Origin of the sequence: Pseudomonas nitroreducens (assembly GCF_024170165.1) — a bacterium.
Lineage (GTDB): Bacteria > Pseudomonadota > Gammaproteobacteria > Pseudomonadales > Pseudomonadaceae > Pseudomonas > Pseudomonas nitroreducens_C.
Map to the genome: position 1 here is coordinate 65,422 of NZ_JALJXP010000004.1, position 24,289 is coordinate 89,710.

Sequence of the window (24,289 nt, forward strand, 5' to 3'; positions counted from 1 at the left end):
GCCGATCAGGCGTGGCGGACTTCAACGATCTCGTACTCGACGTCGCCGCCCGGAGTCTTCACCAGAACGGCATCGCCTTCGGTCTTGCCGATCAGCGCACGGGCGATCGGCGAGTTGACCGAGATCTTGCTGTTCTTGATGTCCGCCTCGTCGTCGCCGACGATCTGGTAGGTCACCGTCTCGTCGGTCTCGACATTGGCGATATCGACGGTGGTGCCGAAGATCACCTTGCCGCTGTGCGGAATGGTGGTCACGTCGATGATCTGCGCGTTGGACAGCTTGGCCTCGATGTCGCGGATGCGCGCCTCGGACATGCCCTGCTGTTCACGGGCCGCGTGGTATTCGGCGTTTTCCTTGAGGTCGCCCAGTTCACGCGCTTCGGCGATGGCCTGGGTGATCTGCGGGCGCAGAACGGTCTTCAGGTATTTCAGTTCTTCTTCCAGGGCGCGAGCGCCCTGGACGGTCATTGGAAATTTGCTCATGCGTTGATTCCTGCATGGAGATCCTGCAGACGGCGAACGGTCTTCTCGGGACCGAACTTGAGCGCCTCACAGATCGCCTGACCCGCCGCGATGGTGGTGGTGCAGTAGATCTTGTGCTGCAGGGCGTTACGACGGATGGAGTAGGAGTCAGCGATGGACTGACGGCCTTCGGTGGTGTTGATGATCAGGGTGACTTCGTCATTCTTGATCATGTCGACCACGTGAGGACGGCCCTCGGTCACCTTGTTCACGCGACGTACCGGCAGACCGGCGGCCTCGATCACCTTGGCGGTGCCGGCAGTGGCAACCACCTCGAAGCCCAGTGCGACCAGGTCGCGGGCGACCTGAACGGCTTGCGGCTTGTCGTCCTCGCGGACGCTGATGAAGGCGCAACCGGCATTCGGCAGGATTTCGCTGGCGCCCAACTGGGCCTTGGCGAATGCCTCACCGAAGCTGTCGCCGACACCCATCACCTCGCCAGTGGACTTCATCTCTGGGCCGAGGATCGGGTCGACGCCGGGGAACTTGGCGAACGGGAACACCGCTTCCTTGACGCTATAGTACGGCGGGATCACCTCCTGGGTGAAGCCGACTTCGGCCAGGGATTTGCCAGCCATGACGCGGGCCGCAACTTTGGCCAGCGATTCGCCGATGCACTTGGAGACGAACGGCACGGTACGGGACGCACGCGGGTTCACCTCGATCACGTAGATGTCTTCGCCCTGCACGGCCATCTGCACGTTCATCAGGCCGACCACGCCGAGCTCCAGGGCCATCTTCTTGACCTGTTCGCGGATCTCGTCCTGGATGTGCGCCGGCAGCGAGTACGGCGGCAGCGAGCAGGCGGAGTCACCGGAGTGCACGCCAGCCTGTTCGATGTGCTGCATGATCGCGCCGATCACCACGGTCTCGCCGTCGCACACCGCATCGATGTCGACTTCGATGGCGCAGTTGAGGAAGCGATCCAGCAGCACCGGGCTGTCGTTGGAGACCTTCACGGCTTCGCGCATGTAGCGCTTGAGCTCTTCTTCCTGGTAGACGATTTCCATCGCACGGCCGCCCAGTACATAGGACGGGCGCACCACCATCGGGTAGCCGATGTTCTTCGACAGCTCCAGGGCCTGGTCTTCGCTGCGCGCAGTGGCGTTGGCCGGCTGGCGCAGGTTCAGGCGCTGGACCATGTGCTGGAAGCGCTCGCGGTCTTCGGCGCGGTCGATGGCGTCCGGGCTGGTACCGATGATCGGCACGCCAGCTTCTTCCAGGGCGCGGCAGAGTTTCAGCGGGGTCTGGCCGCCGTACTGCACGATGACGCCTTTGGGCTGCTCGACGCGGACGATTTCCAGCACGTCTTCCAGGGTCACCGGCTCGAAGTACAGGCGGTCGGAAGTGTCGTAGTCGGTGGAAACGGTTTCCGGGTTGCAGTTGACCATGATGGTCTCGTAACCGTCTTCACGCATGGCCAGCGCGGCGTGTACGCAGCAGTAGTCGAACTCGATGCCCTGGCCGATACGGTTCGGACCGCCGCCCAGGATCATGATCTTGTCGCGAGTCGACGGATTGGCTTCGCACTCTTCCTCATAGGTCGAGTACATGTAGGCGGTGTCGGTGGCGAATTCGGCGGCGCAGGTATCCACGCGCTTGTACACCGGCAGCACCTTGAGCTTGTGGCGATGGTTGCGCAGGTTCTTCTCGGTCACGCCCAGCAGGGTGGCCAGGCGGGCGTCGGAGAAGCCCTTGCGCTTGAGCTTGTACATCAGCTCGCGGTCGATGGCGGACAGACCCAGGGTCTTCACGCGCTCTTCGTCCTTGATCAGGTCTTCGATCTGCACCAGGAACCACTCGTCGATGCGAGTCAGGTCGAAGACTTCGGCGATGCTCTTGCCGGCGCGGAAGGCGTCGGCGACGTACCAGATGCGGTCGGCATTGGGCACGGTCAGCTCGCGCTTGAGGATGCTCTCAGCTTCCGGGTTGCTCAGGTCGAGCTTCGGATCGAAACCGGTGGCACCGACTTCCAGGCCGCGCAGGGCTTTCTGCACGGACTCCTGGAAGGTACGGCCGATGGCCATGACTTCACCCACGGATTTCATCTGGGTGGTCAGGCGGGCGTCGGCTTTCGGGAATTTCTCGAAGGCGAAACGCGGGATCTTGGTGACGACGTAGTCGATCGCCGGCTCGAAGGACGCCGGGGTACGGCCGCCGGTGATGTCGTTCTGCAGTTCGTCGAGGGTGTAGCCGACCGCCAGCTTGGCGGCAATCTTGGCGATCGGGAAGCCGGTGGCCTTGGAAGCCAGCGCCGAGGAACGCGATACGCGCGGGTTCATCTCGATCACGACCATGCGGCCGGTGTTCGGGCAGATGCCGAACTGCACGTTCGAACCGCCGGTTTCCACGCCGATCTCACGCAGCACCGCCAGCGAGGCGTTGCGCATGATCTGGTATTCCTTGTCGGTCAAGGTCTGCGCCGGGGCCACAGTGATCGAGTCACCGGTGTGCACGCCCATCGGGTCGAAGTTCTCGATGGCGCAGACGATGATGCAGTTGTCCTTCTTGTCGCGGACAACCTCCATCTCGTATTCCTTCCAGCCGATCAGCGATTCGTCGATCAGCAGCTCGTTGGTCGGCGACAGGTCCAGACCACGGGTGCAGATCTCTTCGAATTCTTCGCGGTTGTAGGCGATGCCGCCGCCGGTGCCGCCCATGGTGAAGGACGGACGGATGATGCACGGGAAGTTGACCTTCTCCAGCACGCCGTAGGCTTCTTCCATGGTGTGGGCGATGCCCGAGCGCGGGCAGGCCAGACCGATGTCGCGCATGGCCTTGTCGAAGCGCGAACGGTCTTCGGCCTTGTCGATGGTGTCGGCGTTGGCGCCGATCATTTCCACGCCGAACTGCTCGAGCACGCCGTGGCGCTCCAGGTCCAGGGCGCAGTTCAGAGCAGTCTGGCCGCCCATGGTCGGCAGCAGCGCGTCAGGGCGCTCCTTCTCGATAATCTTGGCGACGGTCTGCCACTTGATCGGCTCGATGTAGGTGGCGTCGGCCATGGCCGGGTCGGTCATGATGGTGGCCGGGTTGGAGTTCACCAGGATGACACGGAAGCCTTCTTCCTTCAGGGCCTTGCAGGCCTGTGCGCCGGAGTAGTCGAACTCGCAGGCCTGGCCGATGACGATCGGGCCGGCGCCGAGGATCAGGATGCTCTTGATGTCTGTACGCTTGGGCATGGGACTCTCGTTGCAATATTCAGGAAAGGGTTGCGCTGGCCAGCTTCACGCCAAAGCCGACGAACAGGGCGCCGACGCCACTCGAGGCGCCGGCAGCCAGCCGTTGCCGCCGACGGAACCAGGCCGCCAGACGCACACCGGAGAAAATCAGGAAACTCAGGTACAGGGCGCTGATGATCTCGAGGATCGTGCCCAGCACCAGGAACGACAGGCCGGGGTAGGCGTAGCCCGGGTCGACGAACTGGATGAAGAAGGAGATGAAGAAGAGGATCGCCTTGGGGTTGGACAGGCTCAGCAGCAGCGCCTTGCGGAACGGCTGGTTGACGTCCACTTCCTTCGCCGGCGCGGCGGCCGCTTCCAGCGGGTGACGCAGCTTCTGCCAGCCACCGCGGAGCATGCCGATCCCCAGATAGAACAGGTACGCGGCGCCGACGTACTTCAGGCCCAGGAACAGCATCGGCTCGGCCTTGAGGACCGAAGCAATACCCAGCGCCGACAGGAACATCAGGATCGCATCGCCGAGGAACACCGCGCTCGCCGCCCGGTAGCCCGAGGCCACGCCGCGCTGGGCGGCAGTGGCGAGGACGAACAGCGAGTTCGGCCCCGGCAGCAGGACGATGAACAACGTACCCAGGACATAGGTCCAGAGGTCGGTGATTCCCAGGGTCGGCATCATCTTCTTCTACCTCTTCGAGCTCGTACTCAGCGACGCTCGGCCATCGCCGCGATGAAGCGGTCGAACAGCGGAGCCACGTCGTGCGGACCGGGGCTGGCTTCAGGGTGGCCCTGGAAGCTGAAGGCTACCTTGTCGGTGCGCTCGATACCCTGCAGGGTACCGTCGAACAGCGACTTGTGGGTGGCACGCAGGTTGGCCGGCATGCTGCCTTCATCAACCGCGAAACCGTGGTTCTGGCTGGTGATCATCACCACGCCCGAATCCAGGTCCTGCACCGGGTGGTTGGCACCGTGGTGGCCGTGGCCCATCTTCAGGGTCTTGGCGCCGGAGGCCAGGGCCAGCAGCTGGTGGCCCAGGCAGATGCCGAAGACCGGGATCTCGGTATCGAGGAACTCGCGGATGGCCTGGATGGCGTAGTCGCACGGCTCGGGGTCGCCGGGGCCGTTGGAGAGGAAGATGCCGTCCGGGTTCAGGGCAAGCACTTCGCTGGCCGGGGTCTGCGCCGGCACTACGGTCAGGCGGCAGCCGCGGGCAACCAGCATGCGCAGGATGTTCAGCTTCACGCCGAAGTCGTAGGCGACCACGTGGTACGGCAGGTCGGCGGCGGCGATTTCCGGATGGCTGTCGGTTTCCAGGTTCCACACGCTGGAACGCCATTCGTAGCGCTCGGTGGAGGATACGACCTTGGCCAGGTCCATGCCTTTCAGGCCCGGGAAGCCGCGCGCCAGTTCGAGGGCTTTTTCCTCGGTGGCGTCGTCGCCGACCAGGATGCAGCCGTTCTGCGAACCCTTCTCGCGCAGGATGCGGGTCAGGCGACGGGTATCGATGCCGGCGATGGCAACGGTACCGTTCTCTTTCAGGTAATCCGGCAGGGACTGCTTGTCGCGCCAGCTGCTGGCGAGCAGCGGCAGGTCACGAATGATCAGGCCGGCGGCCCAAACCTTGTTCGACTCGGCGTCTTCCGGCGTGGTGCCGGTGTTGCCGATGTGCGGGTAGGTCAGGGTGACGATCTGTTGGGCGTAGGAAGGATCGGTGAGGATTTCCTGGTAGCCGGTCATGGCGGTGTTGAACACCACCTCTCCGACGGTCTGACCGTCGGCGCCGATGGCGTCACCGCGAAAAACGCTGCCGTCGGCAAGTGCAAGTATGGCTGGCTTAGTCAAGAAGACCTCCCGTAGTTCAAGCCTGGCTGGGCGTGCGCAGATTGTAAAAAAGCGGGATGACATCAGAAGAAGTCATCCCGCTTTTTATGTGATCATGCTGCGCTACTTTTAGTGGACACACTAAAGCTGTAGTTTACAGAAATGCGACATCATGGTCCACCTTTTGCACGACGTACGGCCATGCCACTCAGCGCAGGCCGAGAACGTCCTGCATGTCGTACAGGCCGTTGGCCTGCCCATTCAGCCATTGCGCAGCACGCACGGCACCGCGAGCGAAGGTCATGCGACTCGACGCCTTGTGGGTGATTTCCACGCGCTCGCCATCGGCAGCGAACAGCACGGTGTGGTCGCCCACCACGTCACCAGCACGCACGGTGGCGAAACCGATGGTCTCGCGCGGACGGGCACCGGTCTGACCTTCGCGACCGTACACCGCCACTTTTTCCAGATCACGCCCCAGCGCGTTGGCAACCACTTCGCCCATGCGCAGCGCGGTACCGGACGGCGCATCGACCTTGTAGCGGTGATGCGCCTCGAGGATCTCGATGTCCACGTCGTCACCCAGAACGCGGGCGGCGGTGTCGAGCAGCTTCAGGCAGAGGTTCACGCCGACGCTGTAGTTGGCCGCAAAGACGATCGGGATTTCCTTCGCCGCTTCGCTCAGCAGCTCCTTCTCCGCAGTGGAGAAGCCGGTGGTGCCGATAACCATGGCCTTGCCGGCCTTGCGGCAGACTTCCAGGTTCTTCAGGGTCACGGTCGGGTGGGTGAAGTCGATCAGCACGTCGAACTCATCGACCACCTTGGCCAGGTCGCCCGACAGCGGCACACCGATGCGGCCCAGGCCAGCCAGCTCGCCAGCGTCGGCGCCCACCAGGGTGCTGTCCGGACGGTCGACCGCGGCGGTCAGGCCGGCACTGCCATTGGTCTGCTGGACCGCTTCGATCAGGGTCTTGCCCATGCGCCCGGCGGCGCCCATAACGGCTATACGTCGCATATAAAACAACTCCAAAGCTGAAAAAGCCCCGGACGATTCGCACCGCCGGGGCCTTGCATCATAGATCGTCGAAGAAGCGCTTCATGCCTTCGAACCAGCCACTGGCTTTCGGCGAGTGGGAAGAGTTGCCCTGCAGGGTATTGCGGAACTCTTCGAGCAGTTCCCGCTGACGCTTGTCCAGGTTGACCGGAGTCTCGACGACGACGCGGCACATCAGGTCGCCGGCACCGCCACCGCGCACCGGGGCAACGCCCTTGCCGCGCAGGCGGAACAGCTTGCCGGTCTGGGTGCCCTCGGGAATCTTCAGCTTCACGCGGCCATCCAGGGTCGGCACTTCCAGCTCGCCACCCAGGGCGGCGTCGGCGAAGCTGATCGGCACCTCGCAGTACAGATGCTTGCCGTCACGCTGGAAGATGTCGTGCTCGCGCACGTTCACCACCACGTACAGGTCGCCCGCCGGGCCACCGTGGGCGCCGGCCTCGCCTTCGCCGGTCAGACGGATGCGGTCACCGGTATCGACGCCGGCCGGGACTTTCACCGACAGGGTCTTGTGCTCTTCCACGCGGCCCTGGCCATGGCAGGAGCCACAGGGGTCGGTGATCATCTTGCCGCTGCCATGGCAACGCGGGCAGGTCTGCTGCACCGAGAAGAAGCCCTGCTGCATGCGCACCTGACCGATACCACCGCAGGTGGTACAGGTGACCGGCGTGGTGCCGGGCTTGGCACCGCTGCCGCTGCAGGTCTTGCAGCCGACCAGGGTCGGAACGCGAATGGTCACGGTGGTGCCGCGAACCGCGTCTTCCAGGTCCAGGTCGAGGGTGTAGCGCAGGTCGGCGCCGCGCGCCGGGCCGCCACGGGAGCCGCCGCGCCCGCCAGCACCGCCGAAGAAGTCGCTGAAGACATCACCGAAGATGTCCGAGAAGCTCGCGCCACCGAAGCCCGCACCGCCGCCACCCATCTGCGGGTCGACGCCGGCATGGCCGTACTGGTCGTAGGCCGCGCGCTTGCTGGCGTCGGACAGGACCTCGTACGCCTCGTTGGCCTCCTTGAATTTATCCTCGGCTTCCTTGTCGCCGGGATTGCGGTCCGGGTGGAACTTCATGGCAAGCCGGCGATAGGCCTTTTTCAGGTCCGCTTCGCTGGCGCCACGCTCGACACCCAGTACCTCGTAAAAATCACGTTTGGCCATAAATTCTTTGCACCTTGAAAACCTTTCCCCCAGACACGCCAACGCGGGAGCAAGCCCCCGCGTGACGTTTCATGCGCACCGACACGCTGGTCGGTGCGCCGGGGCGGAAGTAAGCACGCGGCTTACTTGTTCTCCTTGACCTCTTCGAACTCGGCATCGACGACATCGTCGCCTGCCTTGTCGTCAGCGGCCTCGCCCTGAGCGGCAGCACCCGGCTGCGGCTGTTCGGCGTACATCTTCTGCGCCAGCGGAGTGGATGCCTGGGACAGCGCATTCATCTTCGCTTCGATCTCGGCCTTGTCGTCGCCCTTCACGGCAACTTCCAGCTCGCCCAGCGCCTTGTCGATGGCAGCCTTCTCTTCGGCAGTGGCCTTGTCGCCAGCCTCGGTGACCATCTTGCGAGTCGCGTGGACCAGTGCGTCACCCTGGTTGCGGGCAGCGGCCAGTTCCTCGAACTTGCGGTCTTCCTCGGCATTCGCCTCGGCGTCGCGGACCATCTGCTGGATCTCGTCTTCGGACAGACCCGAAGAAGCCTTGATCACGATGGACTGCTGCTTGCCGGTGGCCTTGTCCTTCGCGCCGACGTGCAGGATGCCGTTGGCGTCGATGTCGAAGGTCACTTCGATCTGCGGCACACCGCGCGGAGCCGGCGGGATGTCGGCCAGGTCGAACTTGCCCAGCGACTTGTTCTGGCCGGCCTGCTTGCGCTCACCCTGCAGAACATGGATGGTCACGGCGCCCTGGTTGTCATCGGCAGTGGAGAACACCTGCGACTTCTTGGTCGGGATGGTGGTGTTCTTGTCGATCAGTGCGGTCATCACGCCACCGAGGGTTTCGATACCCAGGGTCAGCGGGGTGACGTCGAGCAGCAGCACGTCCTTCACGTCACCGGCCAGAACGGCGCCCTGGATGGCAGCACCCATGGCAACGGCTTCGTCCGGGTTGACGTCCTTGCGCGCTTCCTTGCCGAAGAACTCGGCAACGGTCTTCTGCACCAGCGGCATGCGGGTCTGGCCGCCGACCAAGATCACTTCGTCGATCTTCGAGACGTCCAGGCCGGCGTCTTTCAGCGCAACGCGGCACGGCTCGATGGTGCGGGTGACCAGGTCTTCCACCAGGGATTCCAGCTTGGCGCGGGACACCTTGACGTTCAGGTGTTTCGGGCCGGAAGCATCAGCGGTGACGTACGGCAGGTTGACGTCGGTCTGCTGGGTCGAGGACAGCTCGATCTTGGCCTTCTCGGCAGCTTCCTTCAGGCGCTGCATGGCCAGCGGGTCGCCCTTGAGGTCCATGCCGGATTCTTTCTTGAACTCTTCGACGAGGTAGTCGATCAGGCGCAGGTCGAAGTCTTCACCACCGAGGAAGGTGTCGCCGTTGGTGGCCAGTACTTCGAACTGGTGCTCGCCATCGACTTCGGCGATTTCGATCACGGAAACGTCGAAGGTGCCGCCGCCCAGGTCATAGACGATGATGGTGTGGTCGCCCTTGGCCTTGTCCAGGCCATAGGCCAGGGCAGCTGCGGTCGGCTCGTTGATGATGCGCTTGACGTCCAGACCGGCGATGCGGCCGGCGTCCTTGGTGGCCTGACGCTGGCTGTCGTTGAAGTAGGCCGGAACGGTGATGACCGCTTCGGTGACCGGCTCGCCCAGGTAATCCTCGGCAGTCTTCTTCATCTTCTTCAGGACTTCGGCGGAGACCTGCGGCGGAGCCATCTTCTGGCCCTTGGCCTCGACCCAGGCGTCACCGTTGTCAGCCTTGACGATCTTGTACGGGACCATCTTGATGTCTTTCTGCACGACGTCTTCTTCGAAGCGACGGCCGATCAGGCGCTTCACCGCGTACAGGGTGTTGGTCGGGTTGGTCACGGCCTGGCGCTTCGCCGGCTGACCGACCAGGATTTCGCCGTCGTTGGCGTAGCCGATGATCGACGGGGTGGTACGAGCGCCTTCGGCGTTCTCGATGACCTTGACGTTACCGTTCTCCAGGATGGACACACAGGAGTTGGTGGTCCCCAGGTCGATACCAATGATTTTGCCCATAGTTCACTCTCCAGAAATTAGATTCCGCGCTGACCCTGTTGCGGGTCTTTGGCTCGGTTGATTACCCAGATGGGGACCGGGTGGTGGATTTCAAGCCTTCTCGTCGATCGAAGGCGGAGTTTGTTCCGGCGCCTTGCTGACCACGACCATGGCCGGACGCAGCAGACGACCGTTGAGCAGGTAGCCCTTCTGGAACACCTTGACCACGCTGCCCGGCTCGAGACGGATGCTCTCTTCCATGGCCATGGCCTGGTGGTGTTCAGGGTTGAACGGCTCGCCGTGCGGGTCGACCGGCTCGAGGTTGTAGCGCTTGAGGGTGTCGTGGAACATCTTCAGCGTCAGCTCGATGCCTTCGCGCATCGGCTTGATCACTTCGTCTTCCGGGTTCGACATCTCCAGCGCGCGCTCGAGGGTATCGACGATCGGCAGCAGGTCGCCGGCGAATTTTTCCAGGGCGAACTTGTGCGCTTTTTCCACGTCCTGCTCGGCACGACGGCGGACGTTCTGCAGTTCAGCGACGGCGCGCAGGCTCTGGTCCTTCGCCGCAGCTACCTGTTCTTCCAGCTCCAGCACGCGGGCGTTCAGATCCCCGGTAGCGCCGGTGTCCGGCTGCTCGTTGAACTGGGAATCCTGAGTCTGTTGTTCGTCAGACATGCCACTCTCCTAAAAAAGAAAATAAGCCTTTGAAAACAAGGCGAACCCTATGGTCCGCGGCTCTGCCGTGTATATGGGGCGGAAATCCCCGAGTTCAAGGGCGCCTGCCTCAGGGACATCACCAGGCGACGAGAGAAAATTGCCAGCGCCTGAAAATACTGTATAAATAACCAGACCTTTCTGCGGAGCCGCCGCCATGCTGGTTCATCTGTCCGTGCACAACTACGCCATCGTCGAGCACCTCGATCTCGAGCTCGCCGCCGGCATGACCGTGATCACCGGCGAAACCGGCGCCGGCAAGTCGATCATGCTCGACGCCCTTGGCCTCGCGCTCGGCGACCGCGCCGACAGCGGCGTGGTGCGCCCAGGCTCGGACAAGGCAGACATTCTCGCCAGCTTCGATGTCAGCGCGATTGCCGAAGCCCGCGACTGGCTTGCCGAACGCGACCTGGAGCAGGACGGCCCGTGCATCCTGCGCCGGGTGATCACCGCCGAAGGCCGCTCCCGCGCCTACATCAATGGCACCCCCTGCCCGCTGGGCGACCTCAAGCACCTGGGCGAGCTGCTGATCGACATCCACAGCCAGCACGAGCACCAGTCACTGCTCAAGGCCGACACCCACCGCCGTCTGCTCGACGAGTTCGCCGGCAGCCAGGACCTGGCGCGTCAGGTACACCTTGCCGCACAGCGCTGGAAGCAGACCCGCCAGGAGCTGGACCGCCTGTCGCGTAATGGCGACGAACAGCGCGCCCGCCATCAGTTGCTCAGCTATCAGCTGGAAGAACTGGAAAACCTCGGCCTGGGTGACAACGAACTGGAGTCACTGGAAGCCGAACACAAGACCCAGAGCAACGCCGGCAGCCTGATTGCCGCCTGCCGCCAGGTCGTCGAGCTGTGCAGTGAAAGCGACGCCGGCAATGTGCTGTCGGCGCTGACCTCCAGCCTCAACCGCCTCACCGCCTTTCCGAGCCAGCCGACTGCACTGGGCGAAGCGGTGAACCTGCTGTCCAGCGCCCAGATCCAGGTAGAAGAAGCCATCGGCGAGCTGAACCGCTTCGTCGATCACTTCGATGCCGACCCCTTGCGTCTGCAGCAGCTGGAAGAGCGTATGGACGCCATCTATAGCCTCGCGCGCAAACACCGCGTGCAGCCCCACGAACTGCAGGACCTGCAGCAGCGCCTGCTGGACGAACTGGAAGCGCTGAATGCCGACGACGAAGCCGTGGAGCGCCTGGGCGACGAACTGGCCGCCTACGCCCGCCACTACCAGGAGAAAGCCGAGGAACTCAGCCGCCTGCGCCAGGATGCCGCACCGCAGCTGGCCAAGGCCGTCGAGGTGGAGATGCAGCGCCTGGGCATGCCCGGCGGGCGCTTCGCCATCGAACTGCGCCAGTCCAGCTCGGACGAACCGCATGTCAACGGCCTGGAGCAGCTGGAGTTCCTGGTCAGCGCCAACCCCGGCCAACCCATGAAGGGACTGGCCAAGGTCGCTTCGGGCGGCGAGTTGTCGCGCATCAGCCTGGCGATCCAGGTGATCACCGCGCAGACCTCACGCATCCCCACGCTGGTCTTCGACGAAGTGGACGTTGGCATCGGCGGCCCCACTGCCGAAGTGGTCGGCCAGCTGCTGCGCCGCCTCGGGGATCGCGGCCAGGTACTGACCGTCACCCACCTGCCGCAGGTCGCCGCCCAGGGCCACCAGCACCTGTTCGTGCACAAGGACCGCGACACCAGCGAAACCCGCACCGCCGTGGCCAACCTGAAGAAGGCCGAGCGCATCGAGGAAATCGCCCGCATGCTCGGTGGCGTGGACCTGACCAAGGAATCCCTGGCCCACGCGCGCAAGATGGTCGACTCGGCCGTACAAGGCTGACCCACACAAAAGCCTACAAAAGCGGCACCAATGAAAACGGCGACCCGAGGGTCGCCGTTTCTGCATCTGCGTACGCTTACTTCTTCTTGCGCACGTAGAGCACCAGGTTGTGATCGACGAGCTCGAAGCCGCGCTCCTTGACGATCTCCTTCTGGCGTTTCTCGATTTCCGAGTCCATGAACTCGATGACTTCGCCGGTATCGACGCAGACCATGTGGTCATGGTGACCGCTGTCGGCCAGTTCGAAAACGGCATGGCCGCCATCGAAGTTGTGGCGCACCACCAGGCCGGCGGCTTCGAACTGGGTCAGGACGCGGTAGACGGTGGCCAGACCGACGTCTTCACCCGCCTCCATCAGCGCTTTGTAAACATCCTCTGCGCTCATGTGGCGCTGCTCGGCGGAATCGAGCATCTGGAGGATCTTGACGCGCGGCAGTGTGACCTTAAGTCCGGCTTTGCGCAGTTCGCTATTTTCAACCATGTGTGCTTTCTCGGCGCGGAATGCTTCGCAGCATCTCTCAATACAGGTATGATCGGGATTTCGTCGCTCAGCCAAGATAGTGGAAGTCACCCCTTGATGCAAAACGCCAAGCTCATGCTGACCAGTCTCGCTTTCGGGCTGGGACTCGCCGCACTCGCCGGTTGCTCGTTCCCGGGGGTCTACAAGATCGACATCCAGCAGGGCAACGTTGTAACGCAGGATATGATAGACCAGTTGAAGCCCGGAATGACCCGGCGCCAAGTGCGGTTTATCATGGGCAACCCCCTGATCGTGGACACCTTCCACCCCAATCGCTGGGATTACCTCTACAGCATCCAGCCCGGCGGCGGTCAGCGCCAGCAGGAGCGCATGAGCCTGTACTTCGGCGAGAACGACCAGCTGGTCGGCCTGAATGGCGACTTCATGCCCGGCGTCAGCCGCGACGAGTCGATCCTCGGCAAGGACGGAGTCACCCCGCCACTGGCTCCGGAAGCTCCGCAGCAGCAGCCCGAGCAGCCCAAGGAAGAACCGGCCAAGCCCGGCTCCGTGGAAGAGCAGATCCAGAAGGAAGTCGACCAGGTGGAAACCGTACCGGTCCCGACTCCGGAACCGCTGGACAAGAATCCGCAGTAAGGGATTCGCGCCAACGAAAAAGCCCGGCCAATGCCGGGCTTTTTGTTGCCTGCGATTTCATCAGCGCAAAAGAATCAGCCGCGCGCCGCCTTGGCTCGCGCCGCCCGCTGCTTGCGCACTTCCTTGGGATCGGCGATCAGCGGCCGGTAGATTTCCACGCGCTCGCCCTCCTCCAGCACACGCTCTTCGGGCCTGACTACCGCCTTGCCGAAGATACCCAGCGGGCAGCTCTGCACATCCAGGCCGGGAAACTGCGCAGCGATGCCCGACAACAGCACCGCTTCGCGCATCCGCGTGCCGCGGGGAACACTCAGGCGCAGCAGCGCCTGCTTCTCCGGCAACGCGTAGGCGACCTCGATGGCGATGCTCGCGGATTCAGCCATGCAGTTGCTTGGCGCGTTGGCAGAAGGCGTCGACCATGGTGTTCGCCGCCTGGGTGAACAGCGGGCCGAGGGTGGCTTTCACCAGGGCACCGGCGTAGTCGAAAGTCAGGTCGAGGGAAATCTTGCAGGCCTTGTCGCCCAGCGCCTTGAAGGTCCACACGCCGTGCAGCTGGGAAAACGGGCCTTCCTCGAGATTCATCTCGATGCTCTGCCCGGGCACCAGCACGTTGCGGGTGGTGAAGCGCTGGGTGATGCTGCCCTTGGCCACGGTCAGCTCGGCGCGCATGGCCGTATCGCTTTCCTCCAGCACGGTGGAGGCGGAACACCAGGGCAGGAACTCCGGGTAGCGCGCCACATCGTTGACCAGGTCGTACAGTGCCTTCGCCGGGTAGGGCAGCAGCGCCGAACGCTGGATATGCGTGCTCATAGACGTCTCGCTTGGTTGTGGGGCGTTGCATACGCCCGCTGCTCAAAAAAACAGCGCGCATTGTCCGAGATTAGCCACACACCCTCAAGCTTGCATGCCGTCGCACGCTGTCCCGATAGCGGTGCGGCGAGCGACTCCCTATAATGCGCGGCCTATGGCTAAACAGAAGAAACACCCTTCGGGGACCATCGCGCAGAACAAGAAGGCTCTGCACGACTACTTCATCGAGCAGCGCTTCGAGGCGGGCGTCGCCCTGGCCGGCTGGGAAGTGAAAAGCCTGCGCGCCGGCAAGGCGCAGCTGGTGGACAGCTACGTGCTGCTCAAGGATGGCGAAGCCTGGCTGCTGGGCAGCCACATCACGCCGCTGACCACTGCCAGCACCCACGTCATCGCCGACCCGGTGCGCACGCGCAAGCTGCTGCTGCACAAGCGCGAGCTGGGCAAGCTGTTCGGTGCCGTGCAGCAGAAAGGCTACGCCTGCGTCGCACTGTCGATGTACTGGAAGAAGCACCTGATCAAGTGCGAGATCGCACTGGCCAAGGGCAAGAAAGAGTACGACAAGCGCGGCACCGAGAAGGAGCGTGACTCCGACCGGGAAATCCAGCGCGCCATTCGTCACGGCAAGGACGACTGACGCCTGTCGCGCCCTCGCAAGAGGGCGCGCTGTCGATCAGGCGTCCACCGCCCCCTGGCGTCGCTGGGCCCGTTGCAGGCGCAATTCCTTCGCCTGCACTTCGGCCAGCACTTCCTGCACGTAGTCGATATGCCGCTGGGAAATCTCCCGCGCCGCTTCCGCGTGCCCGCCGATAATCGCCTCGTACAACTCGCGGTGCTGACGCATCAGCTGCTCGCGGGTCTCGTCACGCTGCGCGTACATCCCACCGATGTTGGTCACCACGTTGCGCTTGAGCAGGTCGAACAAGCCGCGAATGGTGTGCAGCAGCACGGCATTATGGCTGGCCTCGGCGATGGCCAGGTGGAATGCCGCATCCGCCGCGCCTTCTTCCGCGCGACTGACCTTGCCCACCCGCTGATAGCAATCCTGCAGCGCATCGAAAGCCTGCTTCAGGCGCTGGTGATCCACCTCGGTCGCGCGCTGCGCCGCGTAGAAGGCGCAGGAGCCTTCCAGGGTGTGGCGAAACTCGAGCAGGTCGCGCTGCGCCTCGGGGTTGCTCTCCAGCAGGTGCAGCAGCGGATCGCTGAACATCGACCCCAGCCCTTCGCTGACGTAGTTGCCGCCGCCCTGGCGGCTGACCAGCAGGCCCTTGGCGCCGAGCTTCTGGATCGCCTCGCGCAATGACGGTCGCGAGACGCCGAACTGTTCGGCCAGCACGCGCTCGGCGGGCAACCTCTCGCCAGCCTTGAGAGTGCCCTCGAGGATCATCGCCTCCAGCCGCTCGACGATATCGTCCGACAGACGGCGCTGCTTGACCTGACCAAAACTCATGCGGGTGAACTCCTTCGCTCTCTCACTCCAGGCCGCTACCTGCGCGGCGCGCGGCAGCCTAACCAGTGCCGGCGGCGGCAACAAGACCAGCGCAGCTTTCCGATCACGCTCGACAAAAGTCGCAGGGCAGCAAATTGACACGCCGCCAGCAGGGCTTTTACCCTGAGCGCTCGGCTTTGTAAATTGGTCATACCAATTTACCGGAAGTCGGATTGCACGACAACCCATGCACGAAAAACAACAAGCCGCGATCAGTCGACCGTCTGCCCAACGCGCCACAAGCGCATCGGAATCGCCCGACCGGCAACCAGGCCCTCCACCCAAAAACAATTAGGGAGCCAACCAGATGCAAACCTGGCAGCAGATCTACACCCCGCTCGGCAGCCTCGGCCTGTCCGCGCTGGTCGCCGTCATCCCGATCGTGTTCTTCTTCCTCGCCCTCGCCGTGTTCCGCCTCAAGGGCCACGTCGCCGGCAGCATCACCCTCGCCCTCTCGATCATCATCGCCATCGCCGCCTTCGGCATGCCCGCCGACATGGCCATCGCCGCCGCCGGTTATGGCTTCGCCTACGGCCTGTGGCCGATCGCCTGGATCATCGTCGCGGCGGTGTTCCTCTACAAACTCACGGTCAAGAGCGGCCAGTTCGAGGTCATCCGCAGCTCGGTACTGTCGATCACCGGCGACCAGCGCCTGCAGGTGCTGCTGATCGGCTTCTCCTTCGGCGCCTTCCTCGAAGGTGCGGCGGGCTTCGGCGCGCCAGTGGCGATCACCGCCGCCCTGCTGGTCGGTCTGGGTTTCAACCCGCTGTACGCCGCGGGCCTGTGCCTGATCGCCAACACTGCGCCGGTGGCCTTCGGTGCCCTGGGCATCCCGATCATCGTCGCAGGCCAGGTCACCGGCATCGATGCTTTCAAGATCGGCGCCATGACCGGCCGCCAGTTGCCGTTCCTGTCGATCCTCGTGCCGTTCTGGCTGGTGTTCATGATGGACGGGCTCAAGGGCGTGAAGGAAACCTGGCCGGCCGCCCTGGTCGCCGGCGGCAGCTTCGCCATCACCCAGTACTTCACCTCCAATTTCATCGGCCCGGAGCTGCCGGACATCACCTCGGCCCTGGTCAGCCTGATTTCCCTGACCCTGTTCCTGAAAGTCTGGCAACCCGCCAGCGAGCGTGAAGTGGTCGCCACCGCCGGCGGCGCTGCAGTCATGGGCGGCAACGGCCCGCGCAGCGCCGAGCCGACTCCCTACAGCTTCGGAGAAATCCTCAAGGCCTGGTCGCCGTTCCTGGTGCTGACCGTGCTGGTCACCATCTGGACCCTGAAGCCGTTCAAGGCGCTCTTCGCCCCGGGCGGTGCGCTGTACAACCTGGTGTTCAACTTCGCCATCCCGCACCTGGACCAGTTGGTCGTGAAGACCGCCCCCATCGTCGCCAACCCGACGCCGATTGCCGCCGTGTTCAAGCTGGACCCGGTCTCGGCCACCGGCACCGCGATCTTCCTCTCCGCCGTGGTCTCGATGTTCATCCTGCGCATCGGCGCGAAAACTGGTCTGACCACCTTCAAGGAGACCCTGATCGAGCTGAAATGGCCGATCCTCTCCATCGGCATGGTGCTGGCCTTCGCCTTCGTCACCAACTACTCGGGCATGTCCACCACCCTGGCGCTGGTCCTGGCCGGCACCGGTGCGGCCTTCCCGTTCTTCTCGCCGTTCCTCGGCTGGCTGGGCGTGTTCCTGACCGGTTCGGATACCTCCTCCAACGCCCTGTTCAGCTCGCTGCAGTCCACCACCGCACACCAGATCGGGGTCAACGACACCCTGCTGGTGGCCGCCAACACCAGCGGCGGCGTGACCGGCAAGATGATCTCGCCGCAATCCATCGCCGTGGCCTGCGCCGCCACCGGCATGGTCGGCAAGGAATCCGATCTGTTCCGCTTCACCCTCAAGCACAGCCTGATGTTCGCCGCCCTGGTGGGTCTGATCACCCTGGCCCAGGCGTACATCTTCACCGGCATGCTGGTGCACTGACCGAGCGCTGATCGGCTGCGCGTCGGCGATACTGCGTTGGAAATGGCCTCGAGATGCTCACCTACAGTTGTAGGCTCCGCTCCCTCGGCCATTTCCGCCTTGTCTCGCTCTAGCTCGCTCGATCCAAAATTTTTCTCTCAAAACGGAAGAGCCCAATGATCATCTCTGCCTCTACCGACTACCGCGCCGCGGCCCAACGCAAGCTGCCGCCGTTCCTCTTCCACTACGCCGACGGCGGCGCCTACGCCGAGCGCACCCTGCGCAACAACGTCGACGACCTGGCCAACATCGCCCTGCGCCAGCGCGTGCTGAAGAACATGTCCGAGCTGAGCCTTGAGACCAAGCTGTTCGACGAGACGTTGAGCATGCCCATCGCCCTGGCCCCGGTCGGCCTGACCGGCATGTACGCCCGGCGCGGCGAGGTCCAGGCAGCCCGCGCGGCCGCCGCGAAAGGCATCCCCTTCACCCTGTCCACGGTGTCGGTCTGTCCCATCGAGGAAGTCGCTCCGGCCATCGACCGGCCGATGTGGTTCCAGCTCTACGTGCTCAAGGACCGCGGCTTCATGCGCAACGCCCTGGAGCGCGCCAAGGCAGCGGGCGTGAAGACCCTGGTGTTCACCGTCGACATGCCGGTGCCCGGCGCCCGCTACCGTGACGCGCACTCCGGCATGAGCGGCCCGAACGCGCCGCTGCGCCGCGTCTGGCAGGCCATGACCCACCCGGCCTGGGCCTTCGACGTGGGCCTGTTGGGCAAGCCCCACGACCTGGGCAACATCTCCAAATACCGCGGCAATCCCACGGGCCTTGCCGACTACATCGGCTGGCTGGGTGCCAACTTCGACCCGTCGATCTCCTGGAAGGACCTGGAGTGGATCCGCGAATTCTGGGACGGCCCGATGATCATCAAGGGCATCCTCGACCCGGAAGATGCGAAAGATGCCGTGAAGTTCGGCGCCGACGGCATCGTCGTCTCCAACCACGGCGGCCGCCAGCTCGATGGCGTGCTCTCCAGCGCCCGCGCCCTGCCGGCCATCGCCGACGCGGTAAAGGGCGACCTGAAGATCCTCGCCGACTCCGGCATCCGCAACGGCCTCGACGTGGTGCGCATGATCGCCCTGGGCGCGGACACCGTACTCATCGGCCGCGCCTTCCTCTACGCCCTGGCAACCCACGGAGAAGCTGGCGTGAAGAACCTGCTGGACCTGTTCGAAAAGGAAATGCGCGTCGCCATGGTGCTCACCGGCGCCAAGAGCATCGGCGAGATCACCCGTGATTCGCTGGTGCGCGAACTGGGCGCCTGAGCCGCTTTTGTAGGGCGCATAACCCGGAACGGGTTCTCCGCCGTCACCCGCGCGGCGTATAACGCTGAAGCGTTATACGCCCTACGAAAGCGGATGCCTGGGCATATCCCGGCAAGACGTCAGGCAAAAAAAGCGCCCTGGTGCGCTCTACATAAAGAACACCGATGGGCCGTCCAGCGGTCCACGCTCACCGATGATGACTGGAGCCGCCATGAGCCTCCCTGCCGCTTTCCTCGACACGGTAGAACACCTGATCCCCCGCGAGCGCCGCTTTGATGATGCGCTCTCGACCCTGGCCTTCGGCACCGACGCCAGCTTCTACCGGCTGATCCCCAAGCTGGTGATCCGCGTCGAGAGCGAAGACGAAGTCGCCAGCCTGCTCAAGGCCGCCCACGCCAACCAGGTCGCGGTGACCTTCCGAGCCGCCGGCACCAGCCTCTCCGGCCAGGCCGTGAGCGACTCGGTGCTGCTGGCGCTAGGTGACAACTGGAACGGTCGCGACATCCGCGACGGCGGCAGGCAGATCCGCCTGCAGCCTGGCGTCATCGGCGCCCAGGCGAATGCCTGGCTGGCGCCCTTCGGCCGCAAGATCGGCCCCGACCCGGCCTCGATCAATGCCTGCAAGATCGGCGGCATCGTCGCCAACAACGCCAGCGGCATGTGCTGCGGTACCGCGCAGAACAGCTACCACACCCTGGCCGGCATGCGCCTGCTGCTGGCCGACGGGACGCTGCTGGACAGCGAGTTGCCCGACAGCCTCGCGGCCTTCCGCGAAAGCCATGGCACCCTGCTCGACCAGCTCGCCGAACTGGGCCGGCAGACCCGCGCCAACACCGAGCTGGCCGCGAAGATTCGCCACAAGTACCGCCTGAAGAACACCACCGGCCTGTCGCTCAACGCGCTGGTCGACTACGACGAACCGCTGGATATCCTCACCCACCTGATGGTCGGCTCCGAGGGCACCCTGGGCTTCATCAGCGCAGTGACCTACGACACCGTGCCGGACCATCCGGACAAGGCCAGCGCACTGATCGTCTTCCCGGATGTGGAGACCTGCTGCAAGGCCGTGACTGTACTCAAGCAGCAGCCGGTGTCCGCCGTCGAACTGCTGGACCGCCGCAGCCTGCGCTCGGTGGAGAACATGCAGGGCATGCCGGTGTGGGTGAAGAGCCTCTCCGAAGGCGCCTGCGCACTACTCATCGAATCCCGCGCGGCAACCCAGTCGCTGCTGCACGAACAGCTCGCGCAGATCAGCGCCTCCATCGCCGGTTACCCGGTGGAGAAGCGGGTCGACTTCAGCGAAGACCCGGTGGTCTACAACCAGCTCTGGCGCATCCGCAAGGACACCTTCCCGGCCGTTGGTGCCGTGCGCGAGACTGGCACCACGGTGATCATCGAGGACGTCACCTTCCCCGTCGAACAGCTGGCCGAAGGCGTGAATCGCCTGATCGAGCTGTTCGACAAACACGGCTACGACGAGGCCATCCTGTTCGGCCACGCGCTGGAAGGGAACCTGCACTTCGTCTTCACCCAGGGCTTCGAATCGCCCGAGCAGATCGCGCGCTACTCGGCCTTCATGGACGACGTCGCGCACCTGGTCGCCGTGGAATACGGCGGCTCGCTGAAGGCCGAGCATGGCACCGGGCGCAACATGGCACCCTTCGTCGAGCTGGAATGGGGCCATGACGCCTACCAGCTGATGTGGCAATTGAAGCGCCTGCTCGACCCCACCGGCATCCTCAACCCCGGCGTGGTGCTGACCGACGACCCGCAGTTGCACCTGAAGAACCTCAAGCCGCTGCCCGCCGCCGACGAGATCGTCGACAAGTGCATCGAGTGCGGTTTCTGCGAGCCGGTCTGCCCGTCCAAGGGACTGACCCTCAGCCCGCGCCAGCGCATCGTCCTGTGGCGCGACATCCAGGCCAAGCGCCGCGCCGGCGTCGATACCAGGGAGCTGGAGCGCGACTACCAGTACCAGGGCATCGACACCTGCGCCGCCACCGGCCTGTGCGCCCAGCGCTGCCCGGTGAACATCAACACCGGTGAGCTGATCAGGAAGCTGCGCGGTGAGGAGGCGCACCACGCCGGCACCGCCACGTGGCTGGCACGCAATTTCGCCACCGCCCTCAAGGGCGCGAAGTTCATGCTGCACGCCGCCAATGGCGCGCGCATGGTGCTCGGTGCGCCGCGCCTGGCCCGCCTCAGCGCCTCCATCAGTTCCGCCAGCAAGGGCCGTGTACCGCAATGGACCCCGGCGATGCCGCAGCCCGTGCGCCTGGCCGCCGCTTCGCAGCCTGCGGACAACGGCAGGCCGCGCGTCGTCTACCTCACCGCCTGCGTATCGCGCGCCATGGGCCCGGCGGCGGCGGACGAGGAGCAGATGCCGCTGATCGACAAGACCCGCCAATTGCTGGAGAAAGCCGGCTACCAGGTGGTCTTCCCGGACAACGCCGACAACCTCTGCTGCGGCCAGCCGTTCGCTTCCAAGGGCTACAAGGAACAAGCCGACGCCAAGCGCGACGAACTGCTCGCCGAACTGCTGCGCGCCAGCCGCGGCGGTCTCGACCCGATCTACTGCGACACCAGCCCCTGCACCCTGCGCCTGGTGCAGGAACTGACAGATGACCGGCTGAAAATCTACGACCCGGTGAAGTTCATCCGCACCCATCTGGTCGAGCGCCTGGACTTCCAGCCGCAGGACAAGCCAGTGGCCGTGCACGTCACCTGCAGCACCCAGCACCTGGACGAAAGCCAGGCGCTGATCGATCTGGTCAAGCGCTGCACCCGCGAAGTGGTGATCCCCGAGGGCATCCACTGCTGCGGTTTTGCCGGCGACAAGGGCTTCACCGCACCCGAGCTGAACGCGCACTCGCTACGCACGCTCAAGGACGCGGTGCAGTATTGCGAGGAAGGCGTCTCCACCAGCCGCACCTGCGAGATCGGCTTGTCCGCCCATGGCGGCATCGACTATCGCGGCGTGGTCTACCTGGTGGATCGCGTGACCCGCGCGCGCCCCGTCTGACGCCGGCCCTGCCGGCGAATCGCGGGCGTGGCCCGCTCCTACAGGCTCCGGCTTACGTAGGAGCGGACTCCGTCCGCGAGTGATTTCACCCCACGCCAAACCGGTCAGTCTCCTTAACTCCTCGTTAAGCGAGCGCTGTCACCCTCTGCCCTAACCGGATCACGCCAGCTATCCTGCTGCACAGGCCGGTGGAGGGGATGAAGATGAGAATCCTGTTGGCAGAAGACGACCAGTTGCTGGGCGATGGCATTCGCGCGGGGCTCGGTCTGGAAGGCGACACCGTGGACTGGGTGAGCGATGGTGTGGCCGCCGATCAGGCGCTGGCCACCGATGAGTTCGACCTGCTGGTCCTCGACCTCGGGCTGCCGCGCAAGGATGGCCTGGAAGTGCTGCGCGGCCTGCGCCGCCGCGGCGACCTGACTCCCGTGCTGATCCTCACCGCCCGCGACAAGGTGGCCGACCGCGTAGCCGGTCTGGACGCTGGCGCCGACGACTACCTGACCAAGCCCTTCGACCTCGACGAACTGCTTGCCCGCGTCCGCGCCCTGACCCGCCGCCACACCGGCCGCGCCGCTCCGCTGCTGCAACACGGCGAACTGGCACTGGACCCGGCCACCCACCAGGTCAGCCTGGCCGGCTCACCGGTTGAGCTGGCTCCGCGCGAATACGCGCTGCTGCGCCTGCTGCTGGAACAGCGCGGCAAGGTGCTGTCCCGCGCACGCCTGGTGGAAGCGCTCTACGGCTGGGACGGCGACCTGGAAAGCAACGCCATCGAAGTCCACATCCACCACCTGCGGCGCAAGCTGGGCAACAGCCTGATCCGCACCGTGCGTGGCATCGGCTACGGTATCGACCGCCCCGAAGGCGCCGCACGAGCTTGAGCAGCGCGCCACGCCGCGCCGGTTCCATCAGCCGGCGCCTGCTGCTGACCCTGATCGGCGGTGTTTCCCTGCTGTGGCTGGTCGCCGGCCTGTTCACCTACCACCTGACCCGCGAGCAGGTGAACCGTCTCTACGACCAGGACATGATCGACTTCGGCCAGGCCGCCCTGAGCCTGGTCGATGTCGCCGACGCGATAGACCCGCAATCCAGCGACGCCATGGAAATCCTCGCGCGCAGCCGCAAGGCCATCGAAGGGCTGCCGTTGATTCGCCGCGAAGCCACGCTCGGCTATGCCGTCTGGTACCGCGGCCAACCGCTGCTGGCCACCCACAAGCCGCCCAGAGGAATCGAGGCCCAGCCGCCGGGCTTCTCCGACCTGGTCAGCGGCGGGGTCAACTGGCGCGTCCTGCAGATGGCCACGACCGGCACCGACGAAGTGCGCATCTGGGTCTTCGAGGACCTGCACTACCGCCACAAGACCCTGCACCTGCTGCTGTTCAGTGCCCTCTTCCCGTTGCTGCTGGCCCTGCCACTGTTCGGCGTGCTGGTGTGGTTCGGCGTGCGCCAGGGCCTGGCACCGCTGCGCAGCCTGATCGAACAGGTGCACCAGCGCGGCGCCCACAGCCTCCACCCGCTGGCCCTGAGCCGGGCGCCGGTAGAAGTGCACAGCCTGGTCAACGAACTGAACCTGCTGCTGGAGCGGCTTAACTCGGCAATGGAGGCCGAGCGCCGGCTGACCAGCGACGCCGCCCACGAAATCCGCACACCGCTGGCCAGCCTGCGCACCCACGCCCAGGTGGCGCTGCGCTCAGCCGACCCGGCCGCCCACGCCCATGGGCTGCAGCAGGTCAGTCGCAGCGTCGAACGAATCAGCGCGCTGATGGAGCAGATTCTCCTGCTGGCACGGCTCGATGCCGAAGAGCTGCACGAGATCTTCGCCCCGGTGGACCTGCGTCTGCTGGCCGAAGACACCATCGCCGATCTCGCGCCGCAGGCCATCGACAAGCAGATCGAGCTGACCCTCGATAGCCAGGCGGTCACGTTGCGGGGAGTTGCGGCGTGGCTCGGGCTGATGCTCACCAACCTGGTCGGCAATGCCCTGCGCTACACCCCTGAAGGCGGCCGCGTGGCCGTCAGCCTGGAGAGCGCCAGCGACCGCATGACCCTCTGGGTCCGCGACAACGGCCCCGGCGTGGCACCGGCCGAACAGGCGGCGATCTTCACCCGCTTCTACCGCAGCCCCAGCGTCGCCAGCAGCAACGGCAGCGGGCTGGGCCTGCCCATCGTCAAGCGCATCGTGGAAATCCACCACGGGCGAATATCCCTGCACGAAGGGCTCGACGGTGCCGGCCTTGGCGTCTGCGTCGAACTTCCGACGACCGCCGGGCCGATTCTCTGAACC

Annotated in this window: 20 protein-coding genes; 8 read left to right on the top strand and 12 right to left on the bottom strand. The window is 64.7% G+C overall.

Annotated elements, in window-relative coordinates:
* Positions 1 to 5: 5 nt before the first annotated feature.
* The 8 genes from greA to grpE form a co-directional block, all read right to left on the bottom strand.
* Entirely contained in the window at positions 6 to 482 is a 477-nt protein-coding gene (greA, locus tag J2T47_RS09650; protein ID WP_017518953.1) for a transcription elongation factor GreA, read from the bottom strand.
* Positions 479 to 3,700 carry a carbamoyl-phosphate synthase large subunit gene (gene carB / locus J2T47_RS09655; protein WP_253445264.1) on the bottom strand — a complete coding sequence of 1,074 codons (3,222 nt, stop codon included), beginning with the start codon at positions 3,698 to 3,700 and terminating at the stop codon, positions 479 to 481. Before carB ends, greA begins: the two co-directional genes overlap by 4 nt.
* A gap of 19 nt (positions 3,701 to 3,719) precedes the next feature.
* Positions 3,720 to 4,373, bottom strand: coding sequence for a leucine efflux protein LeuE (gene leuE / locus J2T47_RS09660; RefSeq protein WP_026079047.1), 654 nt, complete (start codon positions 4,371 to 4,373; stop codon positions 3,720 to 3,722).
* 29 nt (positions 4,374 to 4,402) lie between these two features.
* Positions 4,403 to 5,539, bottom strand: a complete 1,137-nt coding sequence (carA, locus tag J2T47_RS09665) for a glutamine-hydrolyzing carbamoyl-phosphate synthase small subunit (RefSeq protein ID WP_253445267.1) — start codon at positions 5,537 to 5,539, stop codon at positions 4,403 to 4,405.
* A gap of 187 nt (positions 5,540 to 5,726) precedes the next feature.
* Entirely contained in the window at positions 5,727 to 6,533 is an 807-nt protein-coding gene (gene dapB / locus J2T47_RS09670; protein WP_253445270.1) for a 4-hydroxy-tetrahydrodipicolinate reductase, read from the bottom strand.
* Positions 6,534 to 6,591: 58 nt separating this feature from the next.
* The gene (gene dnaJ / locus J2T47_RS09675; protein ID WP_253445273.1) at positions 6,592 to 7,722 is read right to left on the bottom strand and encodes a molecular chaperone DnaJ; all 1,131 of its coding nucleotides are present in this window, start codon (positions 7,720 to 7,722) and stop codon (positions 6,592 to 6,594) included.
* A gap of 122 nt (positions 7,723 to 7,844) precedes the next feature.
* Complete coding sequence (dnaK, locus tag J2T47_RS09680) at positions 7,845 to 9,761, bottom strand: molecular chaperone DnaK (protein ID WP_184592263.1); 1,917 nt, start codon at positions 9,759 to 9,761, stop codon at positions 7,845 to 7,847.
* 90 nt (positions 9,762 to 9,851) lie between these two features.
* Positions 9,852 to 10,415: a nucleotide exchange factor GrpE gene (gene grpE / locus J2T47_RS09685; RefSeq protein WP_081520689.1), complete on the bottom strand. Its 564-nt coding sequence runs from the start codon at positions 10,413 to 10,415 to the stop codon at positions 9,852 to 9,854.
* A gap of 196 nt (positions 10,416 to 10,611) precedes the next feature.
* Here grpE and recN point away from each other — a divergent pair, with 196 nt between their 5' ends.
* Complete coding sequence (gene recN / locus J2T47_RS09690; RefSeq protein ID WP_253445276.1) at positions 10,612 to 12,288, top strand: DNA repair protein RecN; 1,677 nt, start codon at positions 10,612 to 10,614, stop codon at positions 12,286 to 12,288.
* A gap of 76 nt (positions 12,289 to 12,364) precedes the next feature.
* On the opposite strand, the gene fur is transcribed toward recN, so the two are convergent.
* On the bottom strand, positions 12,365 to 12,769 hold the full coding sequence (fur, locus tag J2T47_RS09695) for a ferric iron uptake transcriptional regulator (protein ID WP_009613072.1): 405 nt from the start codon (positions 12,767 to 12,769) through the stop codon (positions 12,365 to 12,367).
* Positions 12,770 to 12,865: 96 nt separating this feature from the next.
* On the opposite strand from fur, the gene J2T47_RS09700 reads away from it, so the two are divergent.
* A complete protein-coding gene (locus J2T47_RS09700; RefSeq protein ID WP_253445279.1) occupies positions 12,866 to 13,402 on the top strand; it encodes an outer membrane protein assembly factor BamE in 537 nt (178 codons plus the stop codon).
* Positions 13,403 to 13,476: 74 nt separating this feature from the next.
* Here J2T47_RS09700 and J2T47_RS09705 read toward each other — a convergent pair whose 3' ends face one another.
* Positions 13,477 to 13,785 carry an RnfH family protein gene (locus J2T47_RS09705; protein WP_253445282.1) on the bottom strand — a complete coding sequence of 103 codons (309 nt, stop codon included), beginning with the start codon at positions 13,783 to 13,785 and terminating at the stop codon, positions 13,477 to 13,479.
* Entirely contained in the window at positions 13,778 to 14,212 is a 435-nt protein-coding gene (locus J2T47_RS09710) for a type II toxin-antitoxin system RatA family toxin (RefSeq protein WP_253445285.1), read from the bottom strand. The genes J2T47_RS09705 and J2T47_RS09710 overlap by 8 nt, the downstream gene beginning before the upstream one ends.
* 154 nt (positions 14,213 to 14,366) lie before the next feature.
* Here J2T47_RS09710 and smpB point away from each other — a divergent pair, with 154 nt between their 5' ends.
* Positions 14,367 to 14,846, top strand: a complete 480-nt coding sequence (smpB, locus tag J2T47_RS09715; RefSeq protein WP_017518965.1) for an SsrA-binding protein SmpB — start codon at positions 14,367 to 14,369, stop codon at positions 14,844 to 14,846.
* Between the two features lie 36 nt (positions 14,847 to 14,882).
* Here smpB and J2T47_RS09720 read toward each other — a convergent pair whose 3' ends face one another.
* Entirely contained in the window at positions 14,883 to 15,659 is a 777-nt protein-coding gene (locus J2T47_RS09720) for an FCD domain-containing protein (protein ID WP_151188372.1), read from the bottom strand.
* 346 nt (positions 15,660 to 16,005) lie between these two features.
* On the opposite strand from J2T47_RS09720, the gene J2T47_RS09725 reads away from it, so the two are divergent.
* From J2T47_RS09725 to J2T47_RS09745, 5 genes are all read left to right on the top strand, one after another.
* The gene (locus tag J2T47_RS09725) at positions 16,006 to 17,682 is read left to right on the top strand and encodes a lactate permease LctP family transporter (RefSeq protein WP_253445288.1); all 1,677 of its coding nucleotides are present in this window, start codon (positions 16,006 to 16,008) and stop codon (positions 17,680 to 17,682) included.
* 155 nt (positions 17,683 to 17,837) lie between these two features.
* A complete protein-coding gene (gene lldD / locus J2T47_RS09730; protein ID WP_253445291.1) occupies positions 17,838 to 18,983 on the top strand; it encodes an FMN-dependent L-lactate dehydrogenase LldD in 1,146 nt (381 codons plus the stop codon).
* A gap of 211 nt (positions 18,984 to 19,194) precedes the next feature.
* On the top strand, positions 19,195 to 22,005 hold the full coding sequence (locus tag J2T47_RS09735) for an FAD-binding and (Fe-S)-binding domain-containing protein (protein ID WP_253445295.1): 2,811 nt from the start codon (positions 19,195 to 19,197) through the stop codon (positions 22,003 to 22,005).
* Positions 22,006 to 22,208: 203 nt separating this feature from the next.
* On the top strand, positions 22,209 to 22,886 hold the full coding sequence (locus J2T47_RS09740; RefSeq protein ID WP_253445298.1) for a response regulator: 678 nt from the start codon (positions 22,209 to 22,211) through the stop codon (positions 22,884 to 22,886).
* Positions 22,883 to 24,286 (top strand): sensor histidine kinase, encoded by a 1,404-nt coding sequence (locus J2T47_RS09745; protein WP_253445302.1) that lies wholly within the window; start codon positions 22,883 to 22,885, stop codon positions 24,284 to 24,286. The genes J2T47_RS09740 and J2T47_RS09745 overlap by 4 nt, the downstream gene beginning before the upstream one ends.
* Positions 24,287 to 24,289 lie beyond the last annotated feature (3 nt).